The following is a 23,294-nucleotide window of genomic DNA, read 5'->3' as shown; positions in this document are numbered from 1 at the left end:
TTGTATATTACACAGCCTCAAACCATTCATAAGTAAAATATGATTGTACGATATTCGCCCACGAAAGAATTTAGCATTGACGATGTTTCGTTGCAGTTTGGCATGCACAGAGAGGTGGTGCGGGAAAAATTGGGCGGTGGTCATCAGGAAAAAAATAAAGTTGTTTCATTAGGTGATTCAGTGGAGCCCATTGTTCAGCGGAGAGACATCTATAATAAACTTGATTCAACCGGCGATTTCTTTTTCCTTAATTACGATAAAGACGATTTGTTGAGAGACCTGGAGGTACATGACTGTGAAAAAATACAGGTGCTCGATTTTGTATTTGATTTCAACAACGAGCTTGATGTTATAGCAAGCGAACTTGCTAAGTTTTCTCCCATCACTTTAAAGAAAGAGGGAGAAGTCTTTTTTAAAGGACTGCATATTTCAATCATTGATAAGATGCGTATGGGAGGAGAGGAGGATACAACGCTTGGCTATTTTTATTGTTCGGCCGATATCAAACACCTTGATGAATGAAACAGCTGTTGCTTTACATACCGATCCTGCTTTTTTCTTTTGACCCGGGAAAGCCTGTGTCGGGCGGACAGTCCTATTCACTGGCTGCCAGAAACTTTAAACTGCGTTTCGTAACCATTGGTTTTGGATCGAACATGTTTCGCATGCAGCCTGTCTTTTCAGTAAATAATTCCAGCCTCGTTTACACAGCAGAGCAGGTTTGGGTCAGGACCGGAGACACCAATATCAGGCGTGACACGTTGTTGGTTTGTAACTTCAGGGTTTCATCCATCGATTCTATTTCTAATCTTATTAGCAATATAAAAGACTCGGTCGTTTATAAAGTGGATCCTTATATTATGAGCGGTGTACAGCGGAATATGGTAATATCGGATGGTATTAAACAAATACGGTTTCAACTTCACAATGCTTCAGACACAACTGCTGAAAAGATCATCTCCATACTGCATACTTACATTCCCAAAAAGATATTGAACATCGAAGACTAATACATAACCAGGACGCCGGAAAGTAGAAAAAATAAACACAAGTTTATCCTTTCCAACTTCCCGTCTTCCCGGCACAGTCTAAACCCGGCAACGGAGTTCCTGCTGAAACGGGACCCCGGCAAAACCACCAAAGATTGCAGGAAGCATCTTGGCTGGCTGTTGTTCGGGACGCTGTCAAAAGCCTGATGCCCGAATGGGATCACTACTTTAAACAACTACTAAACAACGATTGCCGGAGTAAGGGCGAGGTAGCAGTGTACTGCCGTTGCCGGTGCTGCTATTAAGATCATCATATGCGCAACGATATATTGAGTTGGCCGTGGCCAGCCGAAACAACTGAAGATAAAGGCTGCACATCGTTCGTCACGCTTTTACTGAATCCCAAACCGGCATTGATCAGTTACCAGTTTATGAATTACAGCATCAGCACGAATGAACTTTTTAAAGAAAGCGAGTCATGACTTGCTGTTCCAAACAAACGTACAACATCGCGATACCCGTTTCCAAATTTATTTTGCCAGCTTTTGGAAGAAATGGGAATATTGGGAATTTTAGTAACTATTTTTTCCAATACTTCCGGAAACGCCCGTTTTTTCCATAAAAGCAAAAAATAAATTTGGAAACCGCTATTTCAAAATCGTATAATTGTCACGAGCTGTTAGTGACAAAAACGGAATAAGAGAAGTCAAAAAGGCAGGAAAAGGAGGTTTTAGAGTGAGGATACAGGATAGATAGTCCATGGATAGTCCATGGATAGTCCATAGATACTCCATAGATAGTCCATGCTAATAGCACAAACCCCCAAAACAGGTGCAATTTGCGAAAAAGGGCAGGGCAACTTGCACCCGTATTGGAAAGTGTTGATAATGTAGGATCAGCAGGCTGATGATCAGGAAGCCATCAGCTCACTTCAACCCGGCAACTGCTGCAGCCGCTCCTTGACCAAAGTGCGGTGCGCTTTGGAGATGGGTATTTTAGATTGATCGGTCAACAGTAAAACACCACCATCTTCTTTCAGGTAGCTTTTCACATACCGGGCATTCACAAGGTGCGACTGGTGTGTGCGAACAAAACCGTAAGAGTCCAGCATGCCCGCAAATTCTTTCAGTGTCTTGCACACGAGCAGGCGTTCACCACTGTCCAGTAGTATATAACAATAATTGTTGGATGCCTCCAATCGTACGATGGAAACAATGGGCTCATACCTTACTTCATCCTGTAATGGTAGCGCCAGCTTTTGCTGATCACGGTTGCCCGTAGCCAGAAATGCCAGCAGGTTATCGAGCTTTTGGTCCTTTTGCTTTTGCTGTATCCTTGTCGCTGCTTTTGCCACGGCCAATTGCAGGTCGCCGGCTGTTACAGGTTTTAACAGGTAATCGAGCGCCGAGAATTTGATGGCCTGAATAGCATAACTATCATACGCGGTAATAAATATGATCTCGAAGGGTATGGACGGAAGCATAGTCAGCAGGTCAAAACCCGTTGACGCTTTCAACTGTATGTCGAGCAACACAAGGTCGGGATGATATTGATCGATCGCGGTCCGCGCATCTGCTACGTTACTGGCTGTTGCCAGTACTCTTACTTCAGGAGCATGCGCCTGAATAAGCCGCTGCAAATGCTCCAGGTTATTAACCTCGTCTTCGACTATGATTGTTTTAATAGGCATGTAAGAACAGTTTTTAAGATAGCCAGTTTTTCAAATACACGGTTACCCGGGTGCCGGAATTGTCTGAATGAATAGTATAACTAACAAGAGCATCACCATACATTTCATTTAGAAGATGTACTCTTTTGTCAACCACGGAAAGTCCCCATCCACCGGTTTGCATAGTTGGTTGGTTTGCTTTCTCCTGTATACCCTTGCCATTATCCGATATAATAAAAATAAGCGTTTCGCCATCACGCTTCGCTTCAATAGTAATGATGCCGCCACCCGATAGAGGAGTAACGCCATGCTTCACGGCATTTTCTACAAAAGGCTGTAACAGCATCACAGGGATTTCCGTATTGGCAACGTTGATACCCTTATCCACAATGATGTTAAAATTAAAAGGCACACGCAACTGCTCCATTTCAAGATAAGCCTGCTGTATCCGCAATTCGTCCTCGAGACTGAGCATTTCATGGTCACTGTTGGATAATATTGTTCTGGTCAGCAAAGAAAAACGATCGAGATACTGCGCAGCAGGCTGCAGCTCTTTTTTTCCCACGAGATTTTGGATGGCGCCAAGCGCATTAAAAAGAAAATGAGGATTCAGTTGATCCTGCAAACTCAAGAGCTGCAATTGTTTTAACTGCTTTTCCTGTTCCGTACGTTTGAGCCGGCGCCGGCTCAAACGATAGTAACTGTAGAAGAGCAATCCCGGGATAAAAACAAGGGCAACGGCATACGGTAAGATCTGGCGCAGCGTCCATGTCCTCGATAAAGCAGGTGGCGGTAATATCTCGAAAGGTACCTTCAGTATCCATTTATCATATTCCGGAGCGAGGTCCGGATCATCCGTAAAATAATGAAAACTGCCCACCAGCAGGCGGTATTTGCCCGGCCGGGCTATCCGTTCGCCGACTACCCTTACTGCCGTTGCATTGAAATTATGCTCGATATCCACCGTATCGAGCACGCCATTTACAAATCGTTCCAATCGTGCCCGGTACGTTGTCGTAAACTCGATGCCCTTCAGGTCGAAAATAATATCCTCGTATTCTTTATCTGCCGGAAACTTTAAGTTATGTAGAATGCCGGTAGCACTGTCTTTACCTGTTGCATAGCCTTTTTTCAATAAAGCAGCTTCCAGGTAACCGTTAGTGCCTACGGGATTATCCTCTTTAAAATAGACCCGTGTTTTTTCAAGGAAAAGCATCGAATCCTTAGTCCAGTTGAGTATGGTGGTGCCTGCTGCCCGCTGCGTTTGCTTGTGCCGCACTTCTATGAGTAAGTAGCCGCCAGGCCGCACAAATTCGCCAACAATCGCATAACGGTAACCTGTTTCCTGAACTTCCTTGAATTGTGTAAAGTCAGACCAATCCTTGATGATAACCTGGTCATTGGTCACTACCCGGTATTCATAGTCGGCAGCATTGGTGGGGTTGATGCCAAATGCAATGACCAGCACCCTTGACGAATCGAATATATTGCTCGATGGATATTCCCTGTCGACTACCCGCACAGAATACCCCGGCCGGTATCTGGTTGAATTGTTATAACGAATGCCAAATCCTGCAACATGGGCAAACCGGCCAACTACTGCAGCTGTATCCTCCCGGATGCTGCCGGGAAATCCCATCAACTGCGAAGTACGGTAGTTGAAAGATTTGAAATCCTGCTCTGTTAAATAATAATAGTTCTCATACGTGAAGCCGTCAGGATGATTGAACAAAACGCTGAACTGGTAATACCGGTTATCTTTCTGTTTGGGCTGCACCTGGGCAGTAGCTTGGTGCAACAGCGAAAACAATAAGATGGTGAACAGCAGTGTGATGAGGTTTCGCATAATTATCATTGAAATTTACGGCATATTTTGAGTCGGTAACTTCTTTTGAAGCAGATCGAGGATGCCTTTTTTATGAAAGTCGTAGCCCGACCAGCGATGCACGATCATTCCCTTGGGATCGATCAAAAAAAAAGTGGGGTAGCCCTGCACGCCATACTTCAGGATCGCTTCACTATGTCCAGCCTTCCCATCCCACAAAACAGGCCATGTCGGCTGATCACGCCTTACCCCCTTGAGCCAGGTAGCGCGGGAAGCATCAGCATTGAACGTAAGCAAGGATAATTGGCTGCCGTATTTGGAAGCCACTTCTGTCAGTTCACCCTTCGACATTACGCAAGGCCCACAATAAGTAGTAGAAAAATTCAGCAATATATATTTACCCAGGTAGCCGGACAACTGATGAGATTTGCCGGTAGAATCGATGGCTGTAAAATCCCACAGGCGGTCACCGGTTTTTACAGGAGCGCCTACCCGCAGAAAAGTCTGGATGGTTTTGGCAAAACGGCTTTCGGCAAAAGGGCTGCGCAACTGTCCATATAATGACCTGAGAGTAGCCGTATCCAACTTGAAACGATAGAAATAGAGACAACGCAACCCGGCATACGAATTAATATGTTCCCGGATAAATCGCTTCGTGATAGAATCTACGCTATTATCGATCACGCCCACCAACTTCCATAGGCTGTCTTGCCGTGTCTGCTGTTCATTTTTGATCATCAAAGGCATCGCGAGGCTGGTGAGACTATCCCTTGAATGGAACAGCTGAGCCGTTTGGCGGTTCAGCACGTTGTACACGTCTTGCGTAGGCGAACCGGTAATACGCAGGAAGAAAGGCATGTCCTTCGCCGATCCTTCTACCAGCACCTTTTCATTCCCGATCAGTAAATTACAGTAATAGAAACTGTCTTTCACATGCGTGTAGAGCCAGAGGGAGCGGGGGCCATCCTCGAATGTTCCCTTTATAAGAAAAGAACCTTTCTGCAGCGTGGCGCTGTCCAGCACCTGATCGGTCTCGATATCTTTCAGGTAGAAAACAGTTCCTTCCTGAAAACCGCTCAGGCGACCCTGCACCTGGTACTGGGCGGATAAAACAACAGGAAATACGAGGCAATAAAAACAGGCAATTAAAGTCTTCATCTTTTTTGCTCAAAAATGCAGCTGCCATGGCCGGTTCCAAATAGCCATCAAGTATTTGGACCTTTTCGCTGAGGATTTGCACCCGGATATTGTGGCCACTGCTACCAGTCGGTATTATTGAGCTGCTATTATATTAAAAAGCAATGATTTATATTGTCGCTGAAAAAAGTGCCGCATTAACTGTAACATTTATCTGATCCGTACGATTAGATAGTAATACAGGGAAAACTAAATTGCTTTTGGGATAATTATACGATGAACAAACAGGAGGAGCTAATAGCCAGGTGTAAGCGTGGTGACCCTGCAGCGTATGCTGAGTTGTACAACGAGCATGCGGGGGCAGTGTATAATTCTATCATACGACTGGTCAGCCACACGGCAGAAGCAGAAGATATCCTCCAGGAAAGTTTTGTGGCCGCCTTCCAGGGAATAGACCGTTACGTACCCGCAGGAGGATTCAGGGCCTGGGTCAAAAAGATTGCGATCAATAAGTCTGTCGATTGGATACGGAAGCAGAAAATAACCTTCGTAGAGCTGGAGTCTCATTTGGTAGCCGTGCCCGACGATGAAATAATAGATGAAGCAGCCTTTCAGTTTACGATGGATGCCATAGCAGTGGCTATTGAAAGCCTGCCAGATAATTACCGGACAGTCTTCAACCTGTATGCAGTAGAAAACATACCGCAGGTTGAAATCGCGCAAATGCTGGGACTGGAAAACAACGTCGTCAGGGTACAATACCACAGGGCCAAACAAAAATTATTGAACATCCTTTCCAAAGGAGGTGAGCATGAGTAACGAATTAGAAAAATACATACGCGATAACGTAGAACAGTTGGATCGAAAGCAGCCCAACCCCGCTGTGCTGAACCGCGTGCTGGAAGAGATGAAGGCAAAAGAGCAGGAGCAGCCGGTTGGTGCCGTGATCCCTATGCGGTTGGTGAAATGGGTAGCCGCCTGTCTGCTGGTCACTGCATCCGGAATTGCGATATGGTATTTCAATAAGCCTGCACCGTCAACCGGCTTTGCCTCCACTGAGATTCCGGAGAAGCGTGCGGAGCCCATGCCCAAAACAGAACCGGTAGAGCCTGCTGCAGTGGAAGTAAAAGATAAACCTGTGGCGATACCCTCGCAAGTAGTAGTTCGTAAAGTACAGCTGAAAAAAGCAGTGGTATTAGCGGGTATAAACGATATGCAATCGGCCGCCAGTAGGATCAATGCAGTCACTTCCGCCTCACGGATGAAGAGTAATGGCAGAGAGGTAGTTGACGCCTTGGTGAAAGTCCTGAATAACGATCCCAATACGAATGTGCGATTGGCCGCGCTGGATGGCCTGACGCGGTTTTACAAAGAACCACACGTGCGACAAAAACTGGTAGCCTCCTTAAAAAGACAGCAGGACCCACTGGTGCAGATCGATATGATCGATCTGCTCACAGGGATGCGCGAGTTGAGCATGCTGTCAGACCTGGAAGCAATGGTCAATGATGAAAATGTACACGGAGCCGTCAAGGATATGGCCTGGACGAGCATACAACAACTTCGTACCCGATAAACAATAGCATACATTGATATGAGAAAGCAAGTAATAATGATGGCCTTGAGCGTTGCTTCGGTAATAACCGTTCAGGCACAGGAATACAAGATCAAACGAACAACTGGCAAATTACAAATAGACCTTCCGTCGGTAACAATTGAAGGTTATAATGGCAACGAGATCATATTTACCTCTCAACGCAAGAAAGAGGAGGTTGATCCCAAAGCCGAAGGACTGGAGACCATCAACAATTCCGGCTACCGGGACAATTCCGGTTTGGGCATAAGCGTGGTGGAAAAAGGAAATGTCATTGAAGTAAATGAAGTGACAGAGAAGCAAGACATTAAGATACTGGTACCGAAGGGCATCATCGTAGCCTGGTACTGGAATAAAGTAACTGCCGGAGCGAAGGCCACTTTCAGGAACATGGAAAACGAAATAGAGATCGATTCCTATGACGACAGTGTGCATTTGGAAAACGTAACAGGCCCGTTGGCAGTGCGTGCCATATATGGCTATGTGGAAGTGATATTCAGGTCGCCTGTAAAAGGCCCGGTCTCGATCTCTGCACTACATGCGCCTATCGATGTCGCCATCCCGGTAGATACGAAAGCAGATGTCAGGCTCACCAACCTGCATAGCCCCATCATGATGTCGCCTGATCTTAAAATAGAACTGGCAAAACGCGAAGAAGAACAAGTGCCTGCAAACTCCACCATCATTGAAGGTAAACTAAACGGCGGCGGCTCTGATTTCTGGCTCACAGCCAAATTCGGTAAGATCTACCTCCGCAAGACAAAATAACCTCTCTTGCTTGTCATTTCGAACGAAGCCATTCGTGACTGCAAAGTAATACGTCGTGGCGGCGCAGTGAGAAATCTGCTTGCGAAGCAAACGTGCATTTAAAAATAACTCAAAATAAATCATAATGATGAAGCATATTATGGTAATGGCATTGCTATGCCTGGCAATAAAAGTAAAAGCCCAAACCTGCAGCTGCGAAAAAGAATTCCTCCACATCAGGAATATTGTCGAACACAACTTCGCTGGCTTTCCGGATAAAGTAAAAGAACTTACTCCGGAAGTATATCAAAAAAAGGCCGACGAGCTACTAAAACTCACACGCGACAAATTCTCCAGCGACAATTGCCCGATGATCATATACAAATACCTCGAGCTGTTCAAAAGCAATCACCTCGGCTTCTCCTTGAACCTTGATTACGCTAAAGTCGATACCGGTTATGTGAGCCACCGGCCGGTATTTGAAATAAGCGATAAAGATATAGCCCGTTTAAAGAAGTCAACGTCTTTTGAAGGCATCTATTACTTCATACATGACTCGTCTATGAAAATTGCAGTCATCAAAGACCCGACAGCCTTGCACGACTATGTTGGCGTCACCCTTGAATCGACCCGGCCTACCTGGAAAAAAGGATTGGTTAAATGGGAAGGTAAACATATCAATGACTCTGTACTACGGGGAGTATTGTATATGCGTAATCATCGTCCTAAGTGGGAAGGCTTCAACCTCCACAGCGGTAACACGATGATAGGTGGCGATTGGCGACGCGAGGGAGCGCCCATTCAGCCACGCCCTCAATACGCTTCCAACAACAATAAGCCATCTCCGGTAATAGATGCCAGGCCGCTTACTCCTAACACCTTTTACTTTAAAATGGGTAGTTGTAACATGCGTTATAAACCTGTTATAGATTCTTTGCTTAAAGTCAGTGAAGCGTTATTGAATTCCACACCCAACCTGATCCTGGACCTGCGCGATAATGGGGGAGGAAGTGATGATGCCTGGTTGGGGTTCGTTCCTTACTTGTATACGCAACCCATTAAATCGATTGGCGCTGATGTGTGGGCAACGGAGACTACTATTGATATGATGAAAAAGTACCTGGACGATAAAAGCCTGCCACAGGAATCACGTAATTATTTCAGTAACTATATCGCACGAATGGAACAATCGAAAGGACAATGGATGAAGAAAAATGAAGATGAGGTTGACTCTTCCTTTCAAGCGAAGCTCTTTCCTAAAAAGGTCGTTATCCTGATGAACAGGTGGTGTGGTAGCTCTACCGAAGAACTGTTGCTAACGGCGCAGCAAAGTTCAAAGGTTATTTTAGCCGGCGAAAATACAATAGGCAACCTCGACTACTCAAATGTTGTATCCATCCAGTTCTTCTGTTATCCCTATACACTGGTATACGCCACTACCCGCAGCCGGCGACTGGACATTGGCCAGGGCATCGATAATATAGGCATAGCGCCCAAATACCGCTTGGCAGAAAACGCAGACTGGATACAGGAAGCATTGAAAATAGCAGAGACGAAGGAGTAATATAAGTACTTTTAATAAGGAAGGCTTTGTGCAGGTGCATCGCCTTCCTTATACAAGGCCCATACACCGGTGCATACATATTCCTTGGGAAATCCATCTTCCGTTTTATAAGAGACGGTCATATCCCACTCACCTTCAAAATGATCACCTGCCCAGGTGCCTGAATAATGGATGTCGATGGCTGGTTCTCTATCAAACAACGTAACGTTGCCAGCCGAGAGACCATCCGGAAAATTTTCATTGAAAGAGGGATACTTGCTAATCCCGCTAAGAAAAACAAAAGGGCCGGAGCCCCTTTCAATGAATAATTGTTTTGTTAATAATACTAAAACCAGCGGGTAAAGAATTTTCGTTTCTTAGGTGAAGCAGTAGCTGCCCTCGATGGGCTTGGTGCTGCCCCACCTCCCGTAGCTGGGTTAGTTGGAGCTGTTAACTGATTGGCGCCCGCAGCTGCCATGAAGATCAGACAGCCATTCAATACTGCAAACACATATTTCAGACCGATAGGTTCTTTATCCTTAGTAATGAAAGCAGCAATTCCGGAAACAAGCAGGGATACTGCCAGTGCAAGCCATTTAGGGTTGTAGTTAAAAACCCGCTGTATTGTGTTGCATACAACGTAGACGGCTCCTGTAGCGCCGGCAAGTGTGGTGAAACTGGCCCTCGTAAATAAGTCTCCGGGGAGGTTGGTGTCTTGTAAAAGGAACATGATTGTAAGAATTTAGGATGAATAATTTCTAAAACCAGATGGAAATTAATTCAGTTACCAAAGCCATCTTACAGTGTTTTAACCCAGAATTATATCGCTTTTAGGTTGGTTCGTTATTAAATAGATGACTTTTTCAGTATTTTGGTAAAGCACCCAACGGAAATACAAGAACGACAGTATATGAGGTACAACACACTGCTTCCATTAAAACCATTTATGAATGCGACCAACCCTTTTCCTCCCCGTACTATGCTTATTCAGTCTTTCCATTACTGCTCAAGACACAAAGAATACCCGGTTTATAGTAAAAGGTAAAATAACAGGCTCCCGGCACCCGGTGGTCTATTTGACTTATGGTAATGAAGGAAAACAAATTAAAGATAGCTGCGCAATAAAGGAGGGTTCCTTTTATTTCCAGGGAAATATCAGCGAGCCAACAATCGGACTATTGAGAGGCAACAATAAGTTCATGGATGATTTTGAGAACCCGAATGCGGTAGACTTCTTTTTGGAGCCGTTAACCCAGGAGGTGGCCGTTCAATACGACCATTTCAAAGAGATGAAAATAACAGGCACAAAGACTCAGTTGGAGTATGAGGAACTCAAAAAACAATATGCGGCAATAGACAGAAAAGGAGATTCACTGGTTGCAAAGTTTAATGCAGTGGTCCGTAACTTCATAATCAAGTATCCCGATTCTTATGTTAGTAGTTTTGAATTGGCATTGAATAGAGGAAGATGGCCGATAGATTCAGTAAAAGCATCTTATGCAAGACTTGCGCCTGCTATTCAAAATAGCGTTAATGGGAAAGCTGTCAAGGCCACAATAGAAGAAGCGGATAGAACAGCGGTGGGCACAGTGGCTGGAGCCTTTGAAACCGTAGACATCAATGGTAAGAAAGTGAAACTATCAGACTTTAAAGGGAAGTATGTATTACTCGACTTCTGGGGCAGTTGGTGCGTTCCCTGCCGGGAAAGTACACCGCATCTGATCGAAGTGTTTAACAAGTATAAAGCGAAAGGATTGGATGTTATTGCGATAGCAGAAGAATATGACACCACCCATATTGCCTGGCGGGAAGCAATAAAAAAGGATAGATCAGATATCTGGTATAATGTATTGAGTGGTTACAGAACAGAAAAGGATATAGCTAAGCTATATGGCGTTCATACATTCCCCACGAAAATATTGATCGACAAAACAGGCGTCATTGTTGGCCGCTATAAAGGAAACGGCGATGGCCCGGCAATGGATAAGAAACTAAGTGAGCTGTTTGATTAAATAGTATGCACAGGTGCCCGCCAACCGGGCACCTGTTGCTTTTTAAGTGCTATTGTTATTTAACCCTGGTAGGCTGGTCTGGCTCAGGCGGACTGCTACAGCCTCCTTTGGCAAGACAAATATCCCTGTAGTCGATAATGCCTTTGGTAGGAGTATCTGTATTCAATTGATGATAAACTACCTCCTTGTTCTTATTGGAAGCAGCCAGGTACAGCTTTTCTTTTTGAACACGTTCTATGAACTCCTCCTTGATAGTGAGAGAATAATAACCCGTTTGATCGGAGCAGGAGTCCCCGAACTCTCGTATCCAGTTTTTATTGGCATCAGCAAAGAACACGGTGATCTCCGGCATCGGCACCTGCTTTTCACCAATCACTTTTCCATGCAGCCGCCAGGCGTTCAGTGGCAGCGGTTCCGTTTTAGAAGTTGCTTTATCGACCTCTCTGTCCAGCGCCGGAAACATCGACTGATTGTAATTGCTCCGCGCTTCCAGTTTTTGCACCCGCGGATGGTCGCTGCCATACTTGGCTGCCAGCCGCTTTGCCTCCCGGTTGATCACTTCATTTTTGATCTCTTGCAGCTGCTTCAGGTTATTCAATTCAGTAAGCCGCTGCTCATCCAGCTTGGTAATGCCATCCGCTATCTGGTCCAGCGCTTTCGTGTCGGTGATTCGGTCTCTTGCCATATGAATAATTTAAGAAGATGAATTAGAAATCCTTGCCGGCGGGCACTGCCAGCTTGTTGCCGGCCAGCGTTGCCTGGTCCTTACAAGGATCGTTGAATAAAACAATATTACTATTCACTGCCCGCATGGCGCCCAGCGTGATCAGGCAATGCGTAGCCTGGTTGCCGGTCGCTGTATTCATCATGCCATAGGAAAACAGCGAATAAACGGTGAGCGTAAACCCATCCATGAACCGGTTGTCATTGGAGCGAAGAGAAGCGCCCACCAGCATGGTATTCATTAAAACGATGTCAAAAGTGGTGTTGCCGCCTGCAGCAGACAGCAATCCTGCCAGTTCAGATTGATTACTGCTATAAGAGACATCATCCAGTGAACCGATGAATTGAGAACTGATCCCTATATTATTCACAGGGCTGAGCATGTTCAATATGGTCTGGTTATCGTTGAACAATACTTTGCCGCTGGGCAGGAACTGCAATGCCCGCATCATATTCTGAAAGGCCGGGTCTGATGCCAGTTTACTAAAGCCCGCAGGATTGGTATTGGCCATGTTCACGAAGCCCTTTACAAGCGTGTCTTTTGACACACCGATGTCAAGGATCATAACAGTAGAGGCAATGAATGATAAAGCATTGGTCCGGTCTGTACCCAGGGAGGCAAACTGGTTATTGGCCACCGCCACCGGCCCAAAGGCTGTCAGCAACAACGCATGTCCCAGCGGCTGTTCTATTACATTGTCGTGCAGGGATACGGCGGGCACATCATCAAACATAGGCACGGTTGCCTGCAACAATACTTTCAGGTCGGCAGCTTTAAAAGCCATCTTCACAATTACGCCGCCCCTGGCACCCGGTTTCACGAGGCTGTTGGGATTGGTAATACCCGTTCCGTTCTTGATAATCGTATTGCCTCCAATCGCTATTTTCTCCCCATGCAAAATGAAGACGCCACAAATAGGATCACCTTCCATTCGGCCATTGTTTTCGATACGGTTCTCGTTGATGCGCCCGTTTTCACAATCACTCAGCACGATGCCACCGAACGCCCAATCATTTAAAAGACTTTGCGGTATCTCTACGGGTATTTGCAAAGCACAATACTTGATCAGATTACCTGCAATAGTGATGTCCTCTACGTGTACAAACTGTTGTTGCCTTTCACCAGCCACCAGCAAAGTGCTGATACCACTTAATCCCATCTGCAGTATCCGGTTGCCTTCGATCTTTATATCATAAAGCGCAGCATATATAACATTGACAGCTTTATAAGTAAAGCTATTTGCATCGCCATTCTCCGAAACATGTCCAAGCGTAATGCCATTGCCCCGGCCACCGATGATCTCGTTTTCCAGTATCCACACCTTTTCTGAAGTGCCGCCAATCTGAATACCACCCATGGCAAGGTATTCTTTCTTGTATCGCCCCAGTGCTTTGTACACAGCCACATAGCGGATCAATACATAGATCTGGTATTTCCAGATAGCCCCACGTTGCGGCGTCCTTCTATCCCGGCAGGGATTGAAAGGATCACCCGGATCATTGGGATCGCGTGGATCGTCAGGATCATCACTGTTTTGATCCGGTATCACTACGATTCTGTTGCGTTCTATCAATACATCATCTGCCACGCTAAAGATGGCGGGCCTGCCTTCCCGTTGGTCCAGCATACCTATTTCATTGTACGAGATTTCGATCCGGTTGGCGCCACCCAGGTCTTCCCGGGTGTGGATATGAATAGCCTGTATACCGGCAATCATACGGTTGTCGTTGATCTTTATCTTCTCCGAGTTGAGCCTGCCTTCCCGGTTATCTTCCAGCTGTATACAAATACCGTCGATGGCCACCAGGGTCAGCTGATCTATTTGTATACGTTGCGAATTCTGGATAAAGAAGATGGGCTGTGCAAAAGCATTGGGTCCCGGCCTCACGATCGACTGGTCACCACATCCGCTGATGCGTACCTGTCGCCTTCCTTTGATGACCACATTGGCTTCATGCTCTCCCGGCAGCACGCAGATCTTTCCACCATAAGCCGGAAGGCTGTCTATCGCTTCCTGGATGCTGTTGTAGTCGCCATTGCTGCGTATGCCATCACCTACGGTATAAGTGCAGCAACATTCCTGCTCGGTGAGCGGGTTAAACTTCTTCCGGCAATCACTCATAATCTCGCCCGACGGTATGCGGCCAACATTTTGCCAGCGTATCACGGCGAGCGGAGCAAAAAAACGCCTGATGCCATGCGGAGCAATGCCCTTTTCCAATTCCCAGGGCACTACCTGGTTGGGCGTTTCCGGACGAGCGGCAATCACCCAATAATCACCCTCGATAAATGAAGTGCCGGTGATGGTAACCTGCAAGCCGGTATTGCCGAGTGTAACAGGCGTGCCTGCGGTGAAGCTGATCTCCTCTGCCGATTCAAGATCATTGCCCCTGTACCAAACCCGCGCATAAAAATATTCGGGAGGCGTTTGATCATCGAGATCGTCCTTATCTGCCCGGTTCTTCCATTCGGCGCCAAAGCCGGCTGGCACGTTATTGACGAGCGTAAACTCATTGGTGTCGGGATTGTAAGAAGCTTCAACTTTAGTAAGATGACCACTGATCTCCGCCACTTTTTCTCCATTGGGCAGCACGGCCGACCAGGGCAGTATTTCGATCACCTGGTTGGTAAGCGGCCAGTGGTATTGATCCTTTGGTTCGGTGATCATCGTCACCGTTTTACCATCTCCCGATACAAGCACGCGATAAAGCGGCGCCGCATCATCGAAGCCCCAGGTAAAGTGACTGGCATCAGTAAGCTGCACACGGATTGCCTGGTTCTCTGCGCCAAGGTAACCACCGGCAGCAGTTGGCGTACAAAGGTCTTCCGGAAGACCGGCATCGGCAAAAGAAACAGTCAGCTTGGCATCCGTGATCCTTTCAAACTCCTTGTTGATCTTTCCAAAATTGGTAGCGCTCCAGTTGCTCAACAGTTGCTGCCACGCATCTGTACAGTCACAAAATCCAAGATCGGAAGCAATGTGAACACGCCTCATCGCACGTATTCGCGTAGTGGTATCCGGTCCGCCCAGCGCCACTTCAAACAGCGATGAGTCTTCAACCGCACTCACAGGTTGCAGCCAGGTCTCAAGGTATACGAGGTCGAAGCGGTCGTTGTTTAATCCCATTGGCACCGGATCGATATTGGCTGGTTGTTGCAGCCAGTCCTTTTGCAGCCGGTACGTTTCATCTTCTTCCAGTTCAAACCGCCATCCACCGAGGTAGATAACGCCGGCCTTGATGAGGAAGTTGATCTTTCCGCCGTCGATGAGACTGCCCAGCGAAGGGATCAACTGAATCTTAAATCCGTTGTCCGGACTGCCATAAGGCCCGATGATATCTACCCGCGTACGCCGGCGGTCCTCATTCTCGATCTTCTCATTTTCATTCCAGTCATCATCGGTCAGTACGCGCCCTTGCTGCATGCGTACACTGGCATAATGTTTTTTTGCATCGAAATTGATCCTCGATATATCAAAGCTGCCCATAAAATAGGTTTACGTTCTGTTTATAAAAAGTGGGATGAGCCCAAAAGGCATGTATTCGTCGATCTTTATTCGCAGGCCATCAAGTTTTATTGGATTCAATAAGCTGCTGAAAGCGCCCATTTCGGAACCATTCTCTGCACCCCTGGCTATTTCCACAGGAGTGGTATCGCTGAGTTGCGCATACGCAGGATCGCCAAAGCGGCGGGAGCTGAACCAGTGGTTGGTATCATGCGCAAACAGGAAAGACTCATAAGGACGAGGCAGTTTGCTGATGCGCGGCGCCGCGCTGAACCGGAAACAACCTTCCTGTGTATTCTTGACAGTGCCGGTGCCTGTTAGTATCACTTCTGAAGCATACAATTCGTGAACAGTGATTTCACCAAACACGGTTGTCCTTTCTATATCAGTTTTGCCCTGCCGGATGTCGATAGCCTTCACGGCTGGATTCACAGATTGTATAATAGAGTCGTCGATGAACACCTGTTCCACCGTTCCGGCAGCGTCAAGCAGGATAGGGCCGGTTATGCTAGATTGTATACAGAGTGTTTCCACAAACCCTTCAATCCTTAGCATTACAGGAAAAATAGTTTCTCCATTGGCATTGGTGCTGCCACCGGGATCGAGCGTGCAATCCTTGATCACCACGCGTTCATAATTCCCCCGCAGGATAATGGATACATTCGAGTTGGCGATGCCGCCGATCCAGCAGCCATCGATGGTAAGCGTTGAATTGGTATTTGCGCCGGTATTGAGTATCCAGTCACTCTCCAGTCGTATATACGGCCTTTGTTGGTTACCGGCATATAAAGTAAGGTTGCGAATACTCAGTTTATCGGAAACCGGTCCGTATGTTTTATTGTCGCTGAGCTGTAATATGCCATCATTCAATAAATCTGCTGCAGTAATAGCACCACCTCCCGACTTCACTTGATTAGCCACGATAGAACCAATACAGGAACGCGTATAAGTACCTGCACCAATATTACCGGAGAACCCATAATGGTAACTGCCATAAACCACGAATTCCGAATCGGGTGCCGTAGTAAAACGAAAACGTCCATGCTCAGGATCGATTACGAGAGCTTTATTGGTATTCACCGACCAGCCCGATAAATTACCCGCCGTCGTGTTCTCTACACTCACGATGGTGTTGGCAGGTGCCTCAAAGCCAACGATGATAGAACTTTCTTCCAGCGGATTGATGGAAACAGTACTGGCGTCTGGCAATAGTACTTGCTTTCCGCAATCGGCTACCAGCGCCAGGGCTATTAGCCGGTTATAGTTGGCTGCGCCTAATATCTCAGCTTTATTCACGAATGTATTGAGGATGGGGAGCAGACTGCTTTCGTTCTTGAACCGGAGCCCCGCCAGAGTGAGCAACTCAGCAGCAGCACCCAGCGTCAGTCCGTTATCTACGAGATTCTGCACGATTACGCCGTTGATACTGTACTCAGCATGCGCCAGCAACCGGCAGGGGATGGGAGCTGGCAGTTCCCACTCCAACGCACTATGCCATTGGTCCCAGTCATCTGATCGCAACCGTTGACTGAATAGAGGTATATCCCTTCCGGAAGGATCGAAGGTGAAGTCCTGACCATTACCCAGTGAAAACGGTGTAACATGATCGATCTTGTACGACTTCAGCCGGTAGAGATAAAAAGCAAGTTTGGGAATAGCATAACGGCCATCCAGGCCACGGTGCTTTCTGGTATCGGCAGTATGAAAATATTCTTCAAAAGGACCATCGGCCAGTTCGCTGATCCGCGGGTTACGCAGGTCGGCAGTGCCACCAGGTAGGGTGCCTGAAAAACGACCCGCCAGCGTTTCAGGAAATGGGTCCAGACCATGACGTGATCGGATGAGCTTTTGAAACTGCTCCACCAGCTTACCTTCCCATCCACTGATATCGCTGATGAGCTCTTCGAGGATCCGGGGAGTTCCTTTTCGGCGGCGGTAATAAATAGTCTTTGCCACATCCACCCTTCTGCCGCGTTTATTCAGCGCAGATAGCAGGCGTGTACCCACCAGATCGCCGATATAAGGCACGGCCCATTCATTACACCATTCGATGAATGCATCCTCCCACAGCCGGTCCTGGCTTCTGCGCAGGATCGCTGCCTGCTTGGCCATCACCTGCACGATGCCCCGCAGCACACCGGGATTGGCGGCCAGCCCATCCTCATGCCGGTAGATGGCAGGGATCATTTCCCACAGCTTCTCCGCATAGTAACTTTCAAAAAGATCTTCAGCCATAAAGTTCAATTGATGTTGCCATTGATCACGAGCCCGGTATCGCCCACATTGAAGTAGCGCCCGGCGCCCGGAGTTACGGCATATTGACCGAAATTTTTTCTATTAAGTAAAATACCATCTACTGCCACGGTTCCTTCCACATTGAGGATGGCTTCGAATAACTGACTTCTGAACAATGGCTGTCCAATACCGATGTGCTGCACTGAAAGCATACCGGTATCGGTATTGGTTAGCACCTGACGCAGCTGTTTGATCACATCCGTTTCAAAGTAGCGGTCGTCGATACGTACGGTGATAGCTACTCTGAGCGGTACAGCCTTTGCGGGCTCCACGATGATGGTTACAGTGGGATCAGATAAATTCCGTAATCGTTGAGAGAGCGCAGCTTGTATACCATCATCCCCGATATAAAATATATGCGCACAGGCAGTTTGCTTTTGTTGGCTCCATCGCCAATCAACCTGCACGGCTTTCACGCCCGGGAACGAAGCTGCTACCGCTTCCATATCCTTTAAAGAAACTACCCGCCCAAGGATCAGGGCAGAACGTGGCGCATTCTTTTTTATATCAGAGGCAGGCTCTGCATCGGCGCCGCCAAATGCAGGCGTCATATTCTTGACACTCTGCAATCCTTTTACAGGCTTCGATAACTGGTTCACGGCGCCAGCCGGCGGTACGGCCGCTTCCGCGCCAAAGTGATAATTGGCAATGATATTATCAGCTCCCGATGGCAGCCGTTGCCCGCGAATGCCATCACCAAAAGTCACGAGCGTTTCCCCTTCATCATTCTGACGAACGATATAGACCTGTTCATTTTCTTTTCTGCCATAGAAACTGTTAACCTCTGTCCATTGAATACCATTCACATGAATACTCAACGTATTCTTTACGCCATCATCATTGTCAGCTGTAGGAGACAGGTAATAGGTGAGCGGCTTCTTTTTTAACTTGAAAGTTTGATTGCTTAATGAGGCGTTTCCATTACCTAACTTTTCATTCACTACTTTCTCTCCACGGCGCGCAGTGATCACGTTGCCGTAGAGTGTTACGGGCAGTTGCAGAGCAGGTGTCCACGACACGCCCTGGCTGAGCGTAAGTTTCTTGGCGGCAAAGTTCAAAGCGCCTGTTGCTGCAGCCCCTCTTGTATTGACGTCCTGCAACAAGAAATCAGTCGCATTGATCTCATCAACAGGTCGCTCAACGAAGCCCTCTAAATACATCGGATCAGAAGCCGATAAACTGCTTTTCGGTTCGTCGATTACCCTGGCAGCCGGTTGCATGGCAAAATGTACAGTGATGCCGGCGCGCGTATTGTTGCCCCAGTTGATGGAACCGACTGATTTACGCGCAATATTATTAATGTCAGTATCCAGTGTTATTTCCGTCACGGAAATAGACATGCCGGGCAGGGTAAACTTGTTGCCGTTGATGGTCATCTCACTGTTGGCCGTGGGTTGGCGGCTCACTTCCTTTACCTGCGTGATCCTGAACCACCGAACCTCATTATTATAAGTAGCCAATATGTAGTCATTGGCCTTTAGCTGGGACAGTTGTTGTTCCAGCACCAGCGTGGTATTAGTTACTGAATCACTGGTACTATTTAAGGTCCACAGCTTGGCTGTCTGCGTAGGGATCAATAATTGAAGACTATTCAGGGCAACACCTGTAGTTAGTTTCGTAGGCGTGGTAAAGTTGATGCGGGTATATTGTTTCCTGTCATTACCGGTATACCTGGCCACTTGCTGCACCCGCAACCCTGTATTCCTGTTTTGGTTGGAGTAATCGATCAACAGCACCGCCGCATCTTCCTTAATGGTATAGGTAGGTGCAATGGTTAATTGCGAAGGATTGTTCTGTTGAACAGTGCCGGGATGGGGAGCCGCGATCTTCCACTTGTTGGTGAGTGGATGGATGATGGCCTCCTGGTCAAGTTCAAAAACCTGTGGCGGATTGCCATTGAAAGCCCCCGACCGGAAGGCAGTTCCCACAGGCAGTTTAAGCGGCAGCCTGCCATCCGCCAATGCCGCCAGTTGAACAGAAGAACCAACAGCTGGCCTTGGCCGGTAGCCAAGCAAAGCTACGAGTCGGCGGATATCGGGACGAAGCTGACTGGTTCTGATATAACTTTCGTTGGCAATCGCTTCGTCATAAAACGACAACACATCACATACATAAGCCCACATTTCCAGCAACATCAGACCGAGGTCGTCTTTGCCGCGTGCACGCCAGTTGGCAAGTGGGCTCACGTTCACCAAAACATTATTACTGTCGATGATCTCCACCTGCTCAGTTTGCAGCAAATACAACATCGCTCGCCTGAATTCAGGGAAGCTGGCAATCTGCCGCGGCAGGTGGTCCAGTCCGGCGCCGATTTTCAAAGGCAGGGGATGGACAAACTGATCACAAAGACAGTTGGGAGTATTCCCATCCTGCTTATTTCCACAATGAATACAACTCATAAGCCTCCGTGTGTGTAGAGTTTTAACGTTCCCCGCTCAGGATGAAGCGGGTCATTTTCTATGCGGATAATTACATTTTTGCCGGGGTCGTAAGAGTAAGCCTTGAACACGCGCCATCCAAACCAGCCACGCCGCCTGAAGCGGATCTGCTCAACCGCTTTTACGCCGGGCACTTCCTGTATGGCCGCTTCCAGTGAAGAACGCTCAAGCCAGGTGCCGAAGGTGAATCGGTAAGGAGAGAAATAGCCTTCCTGTGGCAACAATCCCTTTTTGCCCATCAGCGCTTCCATCACCCGCTCCTTTACTTCGCCGCCATAAGAGCTGCCATCCACACATATTTCTATTTCAAGATCGATATTGGCATAGCCGGGATCGGTTACATACACCTCACGTCCTGCTTGCCTGAAGCGATCCAGCTGATCTTGTAATTCTTTTCTTTCCTTACGCTCAAGTACCACTTTCCCTTTAGGATCAGCCGTCACAAAAGCGGTGAGCCAGCTGCCTGTCCAGCGAAAAGTGGCGCCGGCTTTTTGCACCCAGGGCAACCGTTCCGCTGCCTCGGCATAATCTTCAGGCCTTACGGCGCGATAGGTAACTGCGCGGAATGCTTCTGCTACTACTTGCCGTAGTTCTGTAGGCGTTTCGGGATCTACACCATTCACCGCTGCCAATGGATTCGTAACGGTGGCGGAGAATGGTAAAGTGGAAACGAAACGGTTGATGCTGCCCGATGACACATTACTGCTTTTGCCGCCACCGAGCCGGTAACGTACATAGTACACCGAATCATCATCAGGAACTTTGCCAAATTCACCATCGCCAAAGCGAATGGTAACGCCGTTATTGAAAGCATAATCACGATGCTCCACTTCCTTGCCAATCCGTTGATAACCCACTACACGTTGCCAGCTGCCATCGTCGAGCGTAAAGTGCAGGTCTTCCGAAAGAGAAGAGTTCACGCCGATCAGGCTTCTCTTATATGACCAGAATTCACCGGATGATATCCAGAAAGTGCCATCAAAGAAAAATCGCTCCAGCACCACTTCTGGTTTGGCATTCAAGGCAGTGGCGCCGAGGTATACGAGATTACTTTGCTGCGTGCCCGGCAAGGTATAGCGCGGAGCCGCGGTATCATCATGCCCCAGGCGGTGAACAGCCTCCTGCCCACCTAAGTTGATGAAGGCGTTCAATGCTGCGGTAGATAATCCGGCAGGTGTTTTATTGACGAGGAAATAACCGCCATAAGTTTTGCCGGCAGTGGCAGGCAACATATTGCCGCTGACAGTTAAAATAGTTAGATCGAATTCAAAAGCAAGTGCATGCTCCTGTTCCCACTGAATAAAAGTGATAGGTCCCGGAGCCAGCACAGGGTCGAGCGTATCGGTGATGGTAGTAAGACGAACCATTTGCTTGCGCACGGGCTGGCCTGGCGTGGTAGGATTGGTTTTAAGCAACACCCATTTGCCGGATGTTGCCTTGCCGGTAACCGGATCGGTGGCAAAATCATCAAACGGTAGATCGATAGCATGATGCCCTTCAAGGTATAAGCTGGTGGTGCCAACAGGCAAACACGTTTGGTCTTCATCCCACAAGTGAGGGAGCAATGTATTGCGCGCAGCATCTACTGTATATTGTTTAAGAGCCACCGTTTCGTTCAATCCATAACCCACTTCAAAATCGATACGCGCATCACCACTACTTAATGCATACACGGTTTCTCCCGCATCGATGAGGTGACTACCCGCGCCAATGATCAATTCCAGCCAGGCAAAAGCGCCAAGTCCATCGTGCATATGATAGTCCACCAACCTTGCATGCCTGCGTATTGACCTTCGTTGCGTAGCAGTTTCCAGATACCCTTCGCGGGCAACACGGTCCTGGTAATACGCCATCTCATCACCCACGGCACTCATCAATTCTGCCATCATGATCCCGGCATCAGCTTCCAGCCGGTCGGTCCAGTCAGGATAACGAAGAGAAGCAAAGTCGAGCAACGCCCGGCGGAAACTCCAGAAGTCACGCGCCAGGTAATCGACCGGATAGTCTATCATTTCATCCGGCGGACATTCATGATCCGGAGGAGCGCAATCAAGATCTGAAGGACAGTTAGCTTTGAAGCTAAAGCTTACATCATTATAGTAAGGATCTATTCGCGCATCTTCTATCTTCAATTTATACAACGTGAAATCGCCCGGCGACTTCGTCATGATCCGCAAAGTATCCTGTCCATCCACCACGATCCAGCTCAAAAGCGGCAACACTTCAATCTCCGGTAATCCTTCTGTAGTGCTATAGATAAGAATGTCTGAAGCATCGATGCTGCCCGGCAACGGGCTGGCCAGTGTGGTAGCCGGACGCAGGAAATAAATATCGAGTATGGTCTGACTGCTATCGACATTGATAAAGTCGATACCGGTAACCAGGTCCTGTGCTTTCAGGCTTGCTATCCTGTCGGGTGCGCTGCTCATATTGTCACTTCAAGATTAAGGTAACGGCGTTCCTGCCGTGCTTTAAGAATATAAACAATACTCACTTCCAGTTTTTCATTCACAGCAGTAGCCTTCACATCTATCACGTCGATCAGTGTGCCGATCCATCGTTGCAGCGATTGCGTGATCATCACCTGCGTCAGATTGGCGCTTACATCACTGTTCGGTGCAAACACCATTCTCATCAGCCCGCATCCAAAGTCGGGCCGGTTGATCCTTTCGCCCGGATTCGTAAACAATATCTGCTTGATCATTTGCTCCACGTGTTCGGCATAATCCGGTTCTTCGAGCAACCTGCCGAAACCTTCATCGATGCCGAAAGGGTAGTGTATACTGTGAATTTTCTGACTCATGTAATACGATAGT

The 23,294-nt window shown here is 47.6% G+C and carries 18 protein-coding genes; 7 read left to right on the top strand and 11 right to left on the bottom strand.

Annotated elements, in window-relative coordinates; translation table 11 throughout:
• The first annotated feature begins 39 nt into the window (after positions 1 to 39).
• Together AC5JBY_RS30910 and AC5JBY_RS30905 are read left to right on the top strand one after the other, a co-directional pair.
• On the top strand, positions 40 to 522 hold the full coding sequence (locus tag AC5JBY_RS30910) for a hypothetical protein (protein WP_495908566.1): 483 nt from the start codon (positions 40 to 42) through the stop codon (positions 520 to 522).
• Positions 519 to 1,010, top strand: coding sequence for a hypothetical protein (locus tag AC5JBY_RS30905; protein WP_495908565.1), 492 nt, complete (start codon positions 519 to 521; stop codon positions 1,008 to 1,010). The genes AC5JBY_RS30910 and AC5JBY_RS30905 overlap by 4 nt, the downstream gene beginning before the upstream one ends.
• A 910-nt stretch (positions 1,011 to 1,920) precedes the next feature.
• Here the strand turns inward: AC5JBY_RS30905 and AC5JBY_RS30900 are convergent.
• Genes AC5JBY_RS30900 through AC5JBY_RS30890 form a run of 3 tightly spaced genes read right to left on the bottom strand, consistent with a single transcriptional unit; the run spans position 1,921 to position 5,641 of the window.
• A complete protein-coding gene (locus tag AC5JBY_RS30900; RefSeq protein WP_495908564.1) occupies positions 1,921 to 2,679 on the bottom strand; it encodes a LytR/AlgR family response regulator transcription factor in 759 nt (252 codons plus the stop codon).
• Positions 2,680 to 2,692: 13 nt separating this feature from the next.
• The gene (locus AC5JBY_RS30895) at positions 2,693 to 4,504 is read right to left on the bottom strand and encodes a sensor histidine kinase (RefSeq protein WP_495908563.1); all 1,812 of its coding nucleotides are present in this window, start codon (positions 4,502 to 4,504) and stop codon (positions 2,693 to 2,695) included.
• 15 nt (positions 4,505 to 4,519) lie between these two features.
• Positions 4,520 to 5,641 carry a redoxin domain-containing protein gene (locus AC5JBY_RS30890; protein WP_495908562.1) on the bottom strand — a complete coding sequence of 374 codons (1,122 nt, stop codon included), beginning with the start codon at positions 5,639 to 5,641 and terminating at the stop codon, positions 4,520 to 4,522.
• Positions 5,642 to 5,896: 255 nt separating this feature from the next.
• Here AC5JBY_RS30890 and AC5JBY_RS30885 point away from each other — a divergent pair, with 255 nt between their 5' ends.
• The 4 genes from AC5JBY_RS30885 (at position 5,897) to AC5JBY_RS30870 (ending at position 9,525) form a co-directional block, all read left to right on the top strand.
• Positions 5,897 to 6,439 (top strand): RNA polymerase sigma factor, encoded by a 543-nt coding sequence (locus tag AC5JBY_RS30885; RefSeq protein WP_495908561.1) that lies wholly within the window; start codon positions 5,897 to 5,899, stop codon positions 6,437 to 6,439.
• A complete protein-coding gene (locus AC5JBY_RS30880; protein WP_495908560.1) occupies positions 6,432 to 7,196 on the top strand; it encodes a HEAT repeat domain-containing protein in 765 nt (254 codons plus the stop codon). The genes AC5JBY_RS30885 and AC5JBY_RS30880 overlap by 8 nt, the downstream gene beginning before the upstream one ends.
• An 18-nt stretch (positions 7,197 to 7,214) precedes the next feature.
• The gene (locus AC5JBY_RS30875; protein ID WP_495908559.1) at positions 7,215 to 7,982 is read left to right on the top strand and encodes a DUF4097 family beta strand repeat-containing protein; all 768 of its coding nucleotides are present in this window, start codon (positions 7,215 to 7,217) and stop codon (positions 7,980 to 7,982) included.
• Positions 7,983 to 8,106: 124 nt separating this feature from the next.
• Positions 8,107 to 9,525 carry a S41 family peptidase gene (locus AC5JBY_RS30870; protein ID WP_495908558.1) on the top strand — a complete coding sequence of 473 codons (1,419 nt, stop codon included), beginning with the start codon at positions 8,107 to 8,109 and terminating at the stop codon, positions 9,523 to 9,525.
• A gap of 11 nt (positions 9,526 to 9,536) precedes the next feature.
• Here AC5JBY_RS30870 and AC5JBY_RS30865 read toward each other — a convergent pair whose 3' ends face one another.
• Positions 9,537 to 9,725, bottom strand: a complete 189-nt coding sequence (locus AC5JBY_RS30865; protein ID WP_495908557.1) for a hypothetical protein — start codon at positions 9,723 to 9,725, stop codon at positions 9,537 to 9,539.
• 125 nt (positions 9,726 to 9,850) lie between these two features.
• Positions 9,851 to 10,234, bottom strand: coding sequence for a hypothetical protein (locus AC5JBY_RS30860; RefSeq protein ID WP_495908556.1), 384 nt, complete (start codon positions 10,232 to 10,234; stop codon positions 9,851 to 9,853).
• A 220-nt stretch (positions 10,235 to 10,454) separates the two neighbouring features.
• Between AC5JBY_RS30860 and AC5JBY_RS30855 the strand changes: the two genes are divergently transcribed.
• A complete protein-coding gene (locus AC5JBY_RS30855; protein ID WP_495908555.1) occupies positions 10,455 to 11,516 on the top strand; it encodes a redoxin domain-containing protein in 1,062 nt (353 codons plus the stop codon).
• A 55-nt stretch (positions 11,517 to 11,571) separates the two neighbouring features.
• Here the strand turns inward: AC5JBY_RS30855 and AC5JBY_RS30850 are convergent, their stop codons facing one another.
• From AC5JBY_RS30850 to AC5JBY_RS30825, 6 genes are read right to left on the bottom strand one after another with little or no spacing between them, the layout of a single operon-like run.
• Positions 11,572 to 12,201 (bottom strand): hypothetical protein, encoded by a 630-nt coding sequence (locus AC5JBY_RS30850; protein ID WP_495908554.1) that lies wholly within the window; start codon positions 12,199 to 12,201, stop codon positions 11,572 to 11,574.
• 22 nt (positions 12,202 to 12,223) lie between these two features.
• Positions 12,224 to 15,727 carry a DUF6519 domain-containing protein gene (locus AC5JBY_RS30845; protein ID WP_495908553.1) on the bottom strand — a complete coding sequence of 1,168 codons (3,504 nt, stop codon included), beginning with the start codon at positions 15,725 to 15,727 and terminating at the stop codon, positions 12,224 to 12,226.
• A gap of 9 nt (positions 15,728 to 15,736) precedes the next feature.
• Positions 15,737 to 17,980, bottom strand: a complete 2,244-nt coding sequence (locus AC5JBY_RS30840) for a hypothetical protein (protein WP_495908552.1) — start codon at positions 17,978 to 17,980, stop codon at positions 15,737 to 15,739.
• Between the two features lie 5 nt (positions 17,981 to 17,985).
• On the bottom strand, positions 17,986 to 20,439 hold the full coding sequence (locus tag AC5JBY_RS30835; RefSeq protein WP_495908551.1) for a baseplate J/gp47 family protein: 2,454 nt from the start codon (positions 20,437 to 20,439) through the stop codon (positions 17,986 to 17,988).
• On the bottom strand, positions 20,436 to 22,907 hold the full coding sequence (locus tag AC5JBY_RS30830; protein ID WP_495908550.1) for a baseplate J/gp47 family protein: 2,472 nt from the start codon (positions 22,905 to 22,907) through the stop codon (positions 20,436 to 20,438). The genes AC5JBY_RS30835 and AC5JBY_RS30830 overlap by 4 nt, the downstream gene beginning before the upstream one ends.
• Positions 22,904 to 23,281, bottom strand: a complete 378-nt coding sequence (locus AC5JBY_RS30825) for a GPW/gp25 family protein (RefSeq protein WP_495908549.1) — start codon at positions 23,279 to 23,281, stop codon at positions 22,904 to 22,906. Before AC5JBY_RS30825 ends, AC5JBY_RS30830 begins: the two co-directional genes overlap by 4 nt.
• Positions 23,282 to 23,294: the final 13 nt, after the last annotated feature.

The organism is Paraflavitalea sp. (assembly GCF_059502485.1).
The sequence above is the reverse complement of the archived record's forward strand: the minus strand, read 5'-3'. Positions and strand labels throughout refer to the sequence as shown.

Coding starts and splice junctions, on each gene's coding strand:
- AC5JBY_RS30850 (WP_495908554.1), bottom strand. CDS start 12,201: ATGGCAAGAGACCGAATCACCGACACGAAAGCGCTGGACCAGATAGCG.
- AC5JBY_RS30875 (WP_495908559.1), top strand. CDS start 7,215: ATGAGAAAGCAAGTAATAATGATGGCCTTGAGCGTTGCTTCGGTAATA.
- AC5JBY_RS30830 (WP_495908550.1), bottom strand. CDS start 22,907: ATGAGCAGCGCACCCGACAGGATAGCAAGCCTGAAAGCACAGGACCTG.
- AC5JBY_RS30835 (WP_495908551.1), bottom strand. CDS start 20,439: ATGAGTTGTATTCATTGTGGAAATAAGCAGGATGGGAATACTCCCAAC.
- AC5JBY_RS30885 (WP_495908561.1), top strand. CDS start 5,897: ATGAACAAACAGGAGGAGCTAATAGCCAGGTGTAAGCGTGGTGACCCT.
- AC5JBY_RS30895 (WP_495908563.1), bottom strand. CDS start 4,504: ATGCGAAACCTCATCACACTGCTGTTCACCATCTTATTGTTTTCGCTG.
- AC5JBY_RS30900 (WP_495908564.1), bottom strand. CDS start 2,679: ATGCCTATTAAAACAATCATAGTCGAAGACGAGGTTAATAACCTGGAG.
- AC5JBY_RS30825 (WP_495908549.1), bottom strand. CDS start 23,281: ATGAGTCAGAAAATTCACAGTATACACTACCCTTTCGGCATCGATGAA.
- AC5JBY_RS30910 (WP_495908566.1), top strand. CDS start 40: ATGATTGTACGATATTCGCCCACGAAAGAATTTAGCATTGACGATGTT.
- AC5JBY_RS30905 (WP_495908565.1), top strand. CDS start 519: ATGAAACAGCTGTTGCTTTACATACCGATCCTGCTTTTTTCTTTTGAC.
- AC5JBY_RS30860 (WP_495908556.1), bottom strand. CDS start 10,234: ATGTTCCTTTTACAAGACACCAACCTCCCCGGAGACTTATTTACGAGG.
- AC5JBY_RS30855 (WP_495908555.1), top strand. CDS start 10,455: ATGCGACCAACCCTTTTCCTCCCCGTACTATGCTTATTCAGTCTTTCC.
- AC5JBY_RS30870 (WP_495908558.1), top strand. CDS start 8,107: ATGATGAAGCATATTATGGTAATGGCATTGCTATGCCTGGCAATAAAA.
- AC5JBY_RS30880 (WP_495908560.1), top strand. CDS start 6,432: ATGAGTAACGAATTAGAAAAATACATACGCGATAACGTAGAACAGTTG.
- AC5JBY_RS30845 (WP_495908553.1), bottom strand. CDS start 15,727: ATGGGCAGCTTTGATATATCGAGGATCAATTTCGATGCAAAAAAACAT.
- AC5JBY_RS30890 (WP_495908562.1), bottom strand. CDS start 5,641: ATGAAGACTTTAATTGCCTGTTTTTATTGCCTCGTATTTCCTGTTGTT.
- AC5JBY_RS30840 (WP_495908552.1), bottom strand. CDS start 17,980: ATGGCTGAAGATCTTTTTGAAAGTTACTATGCGGAGAAGCTGTGGGAA.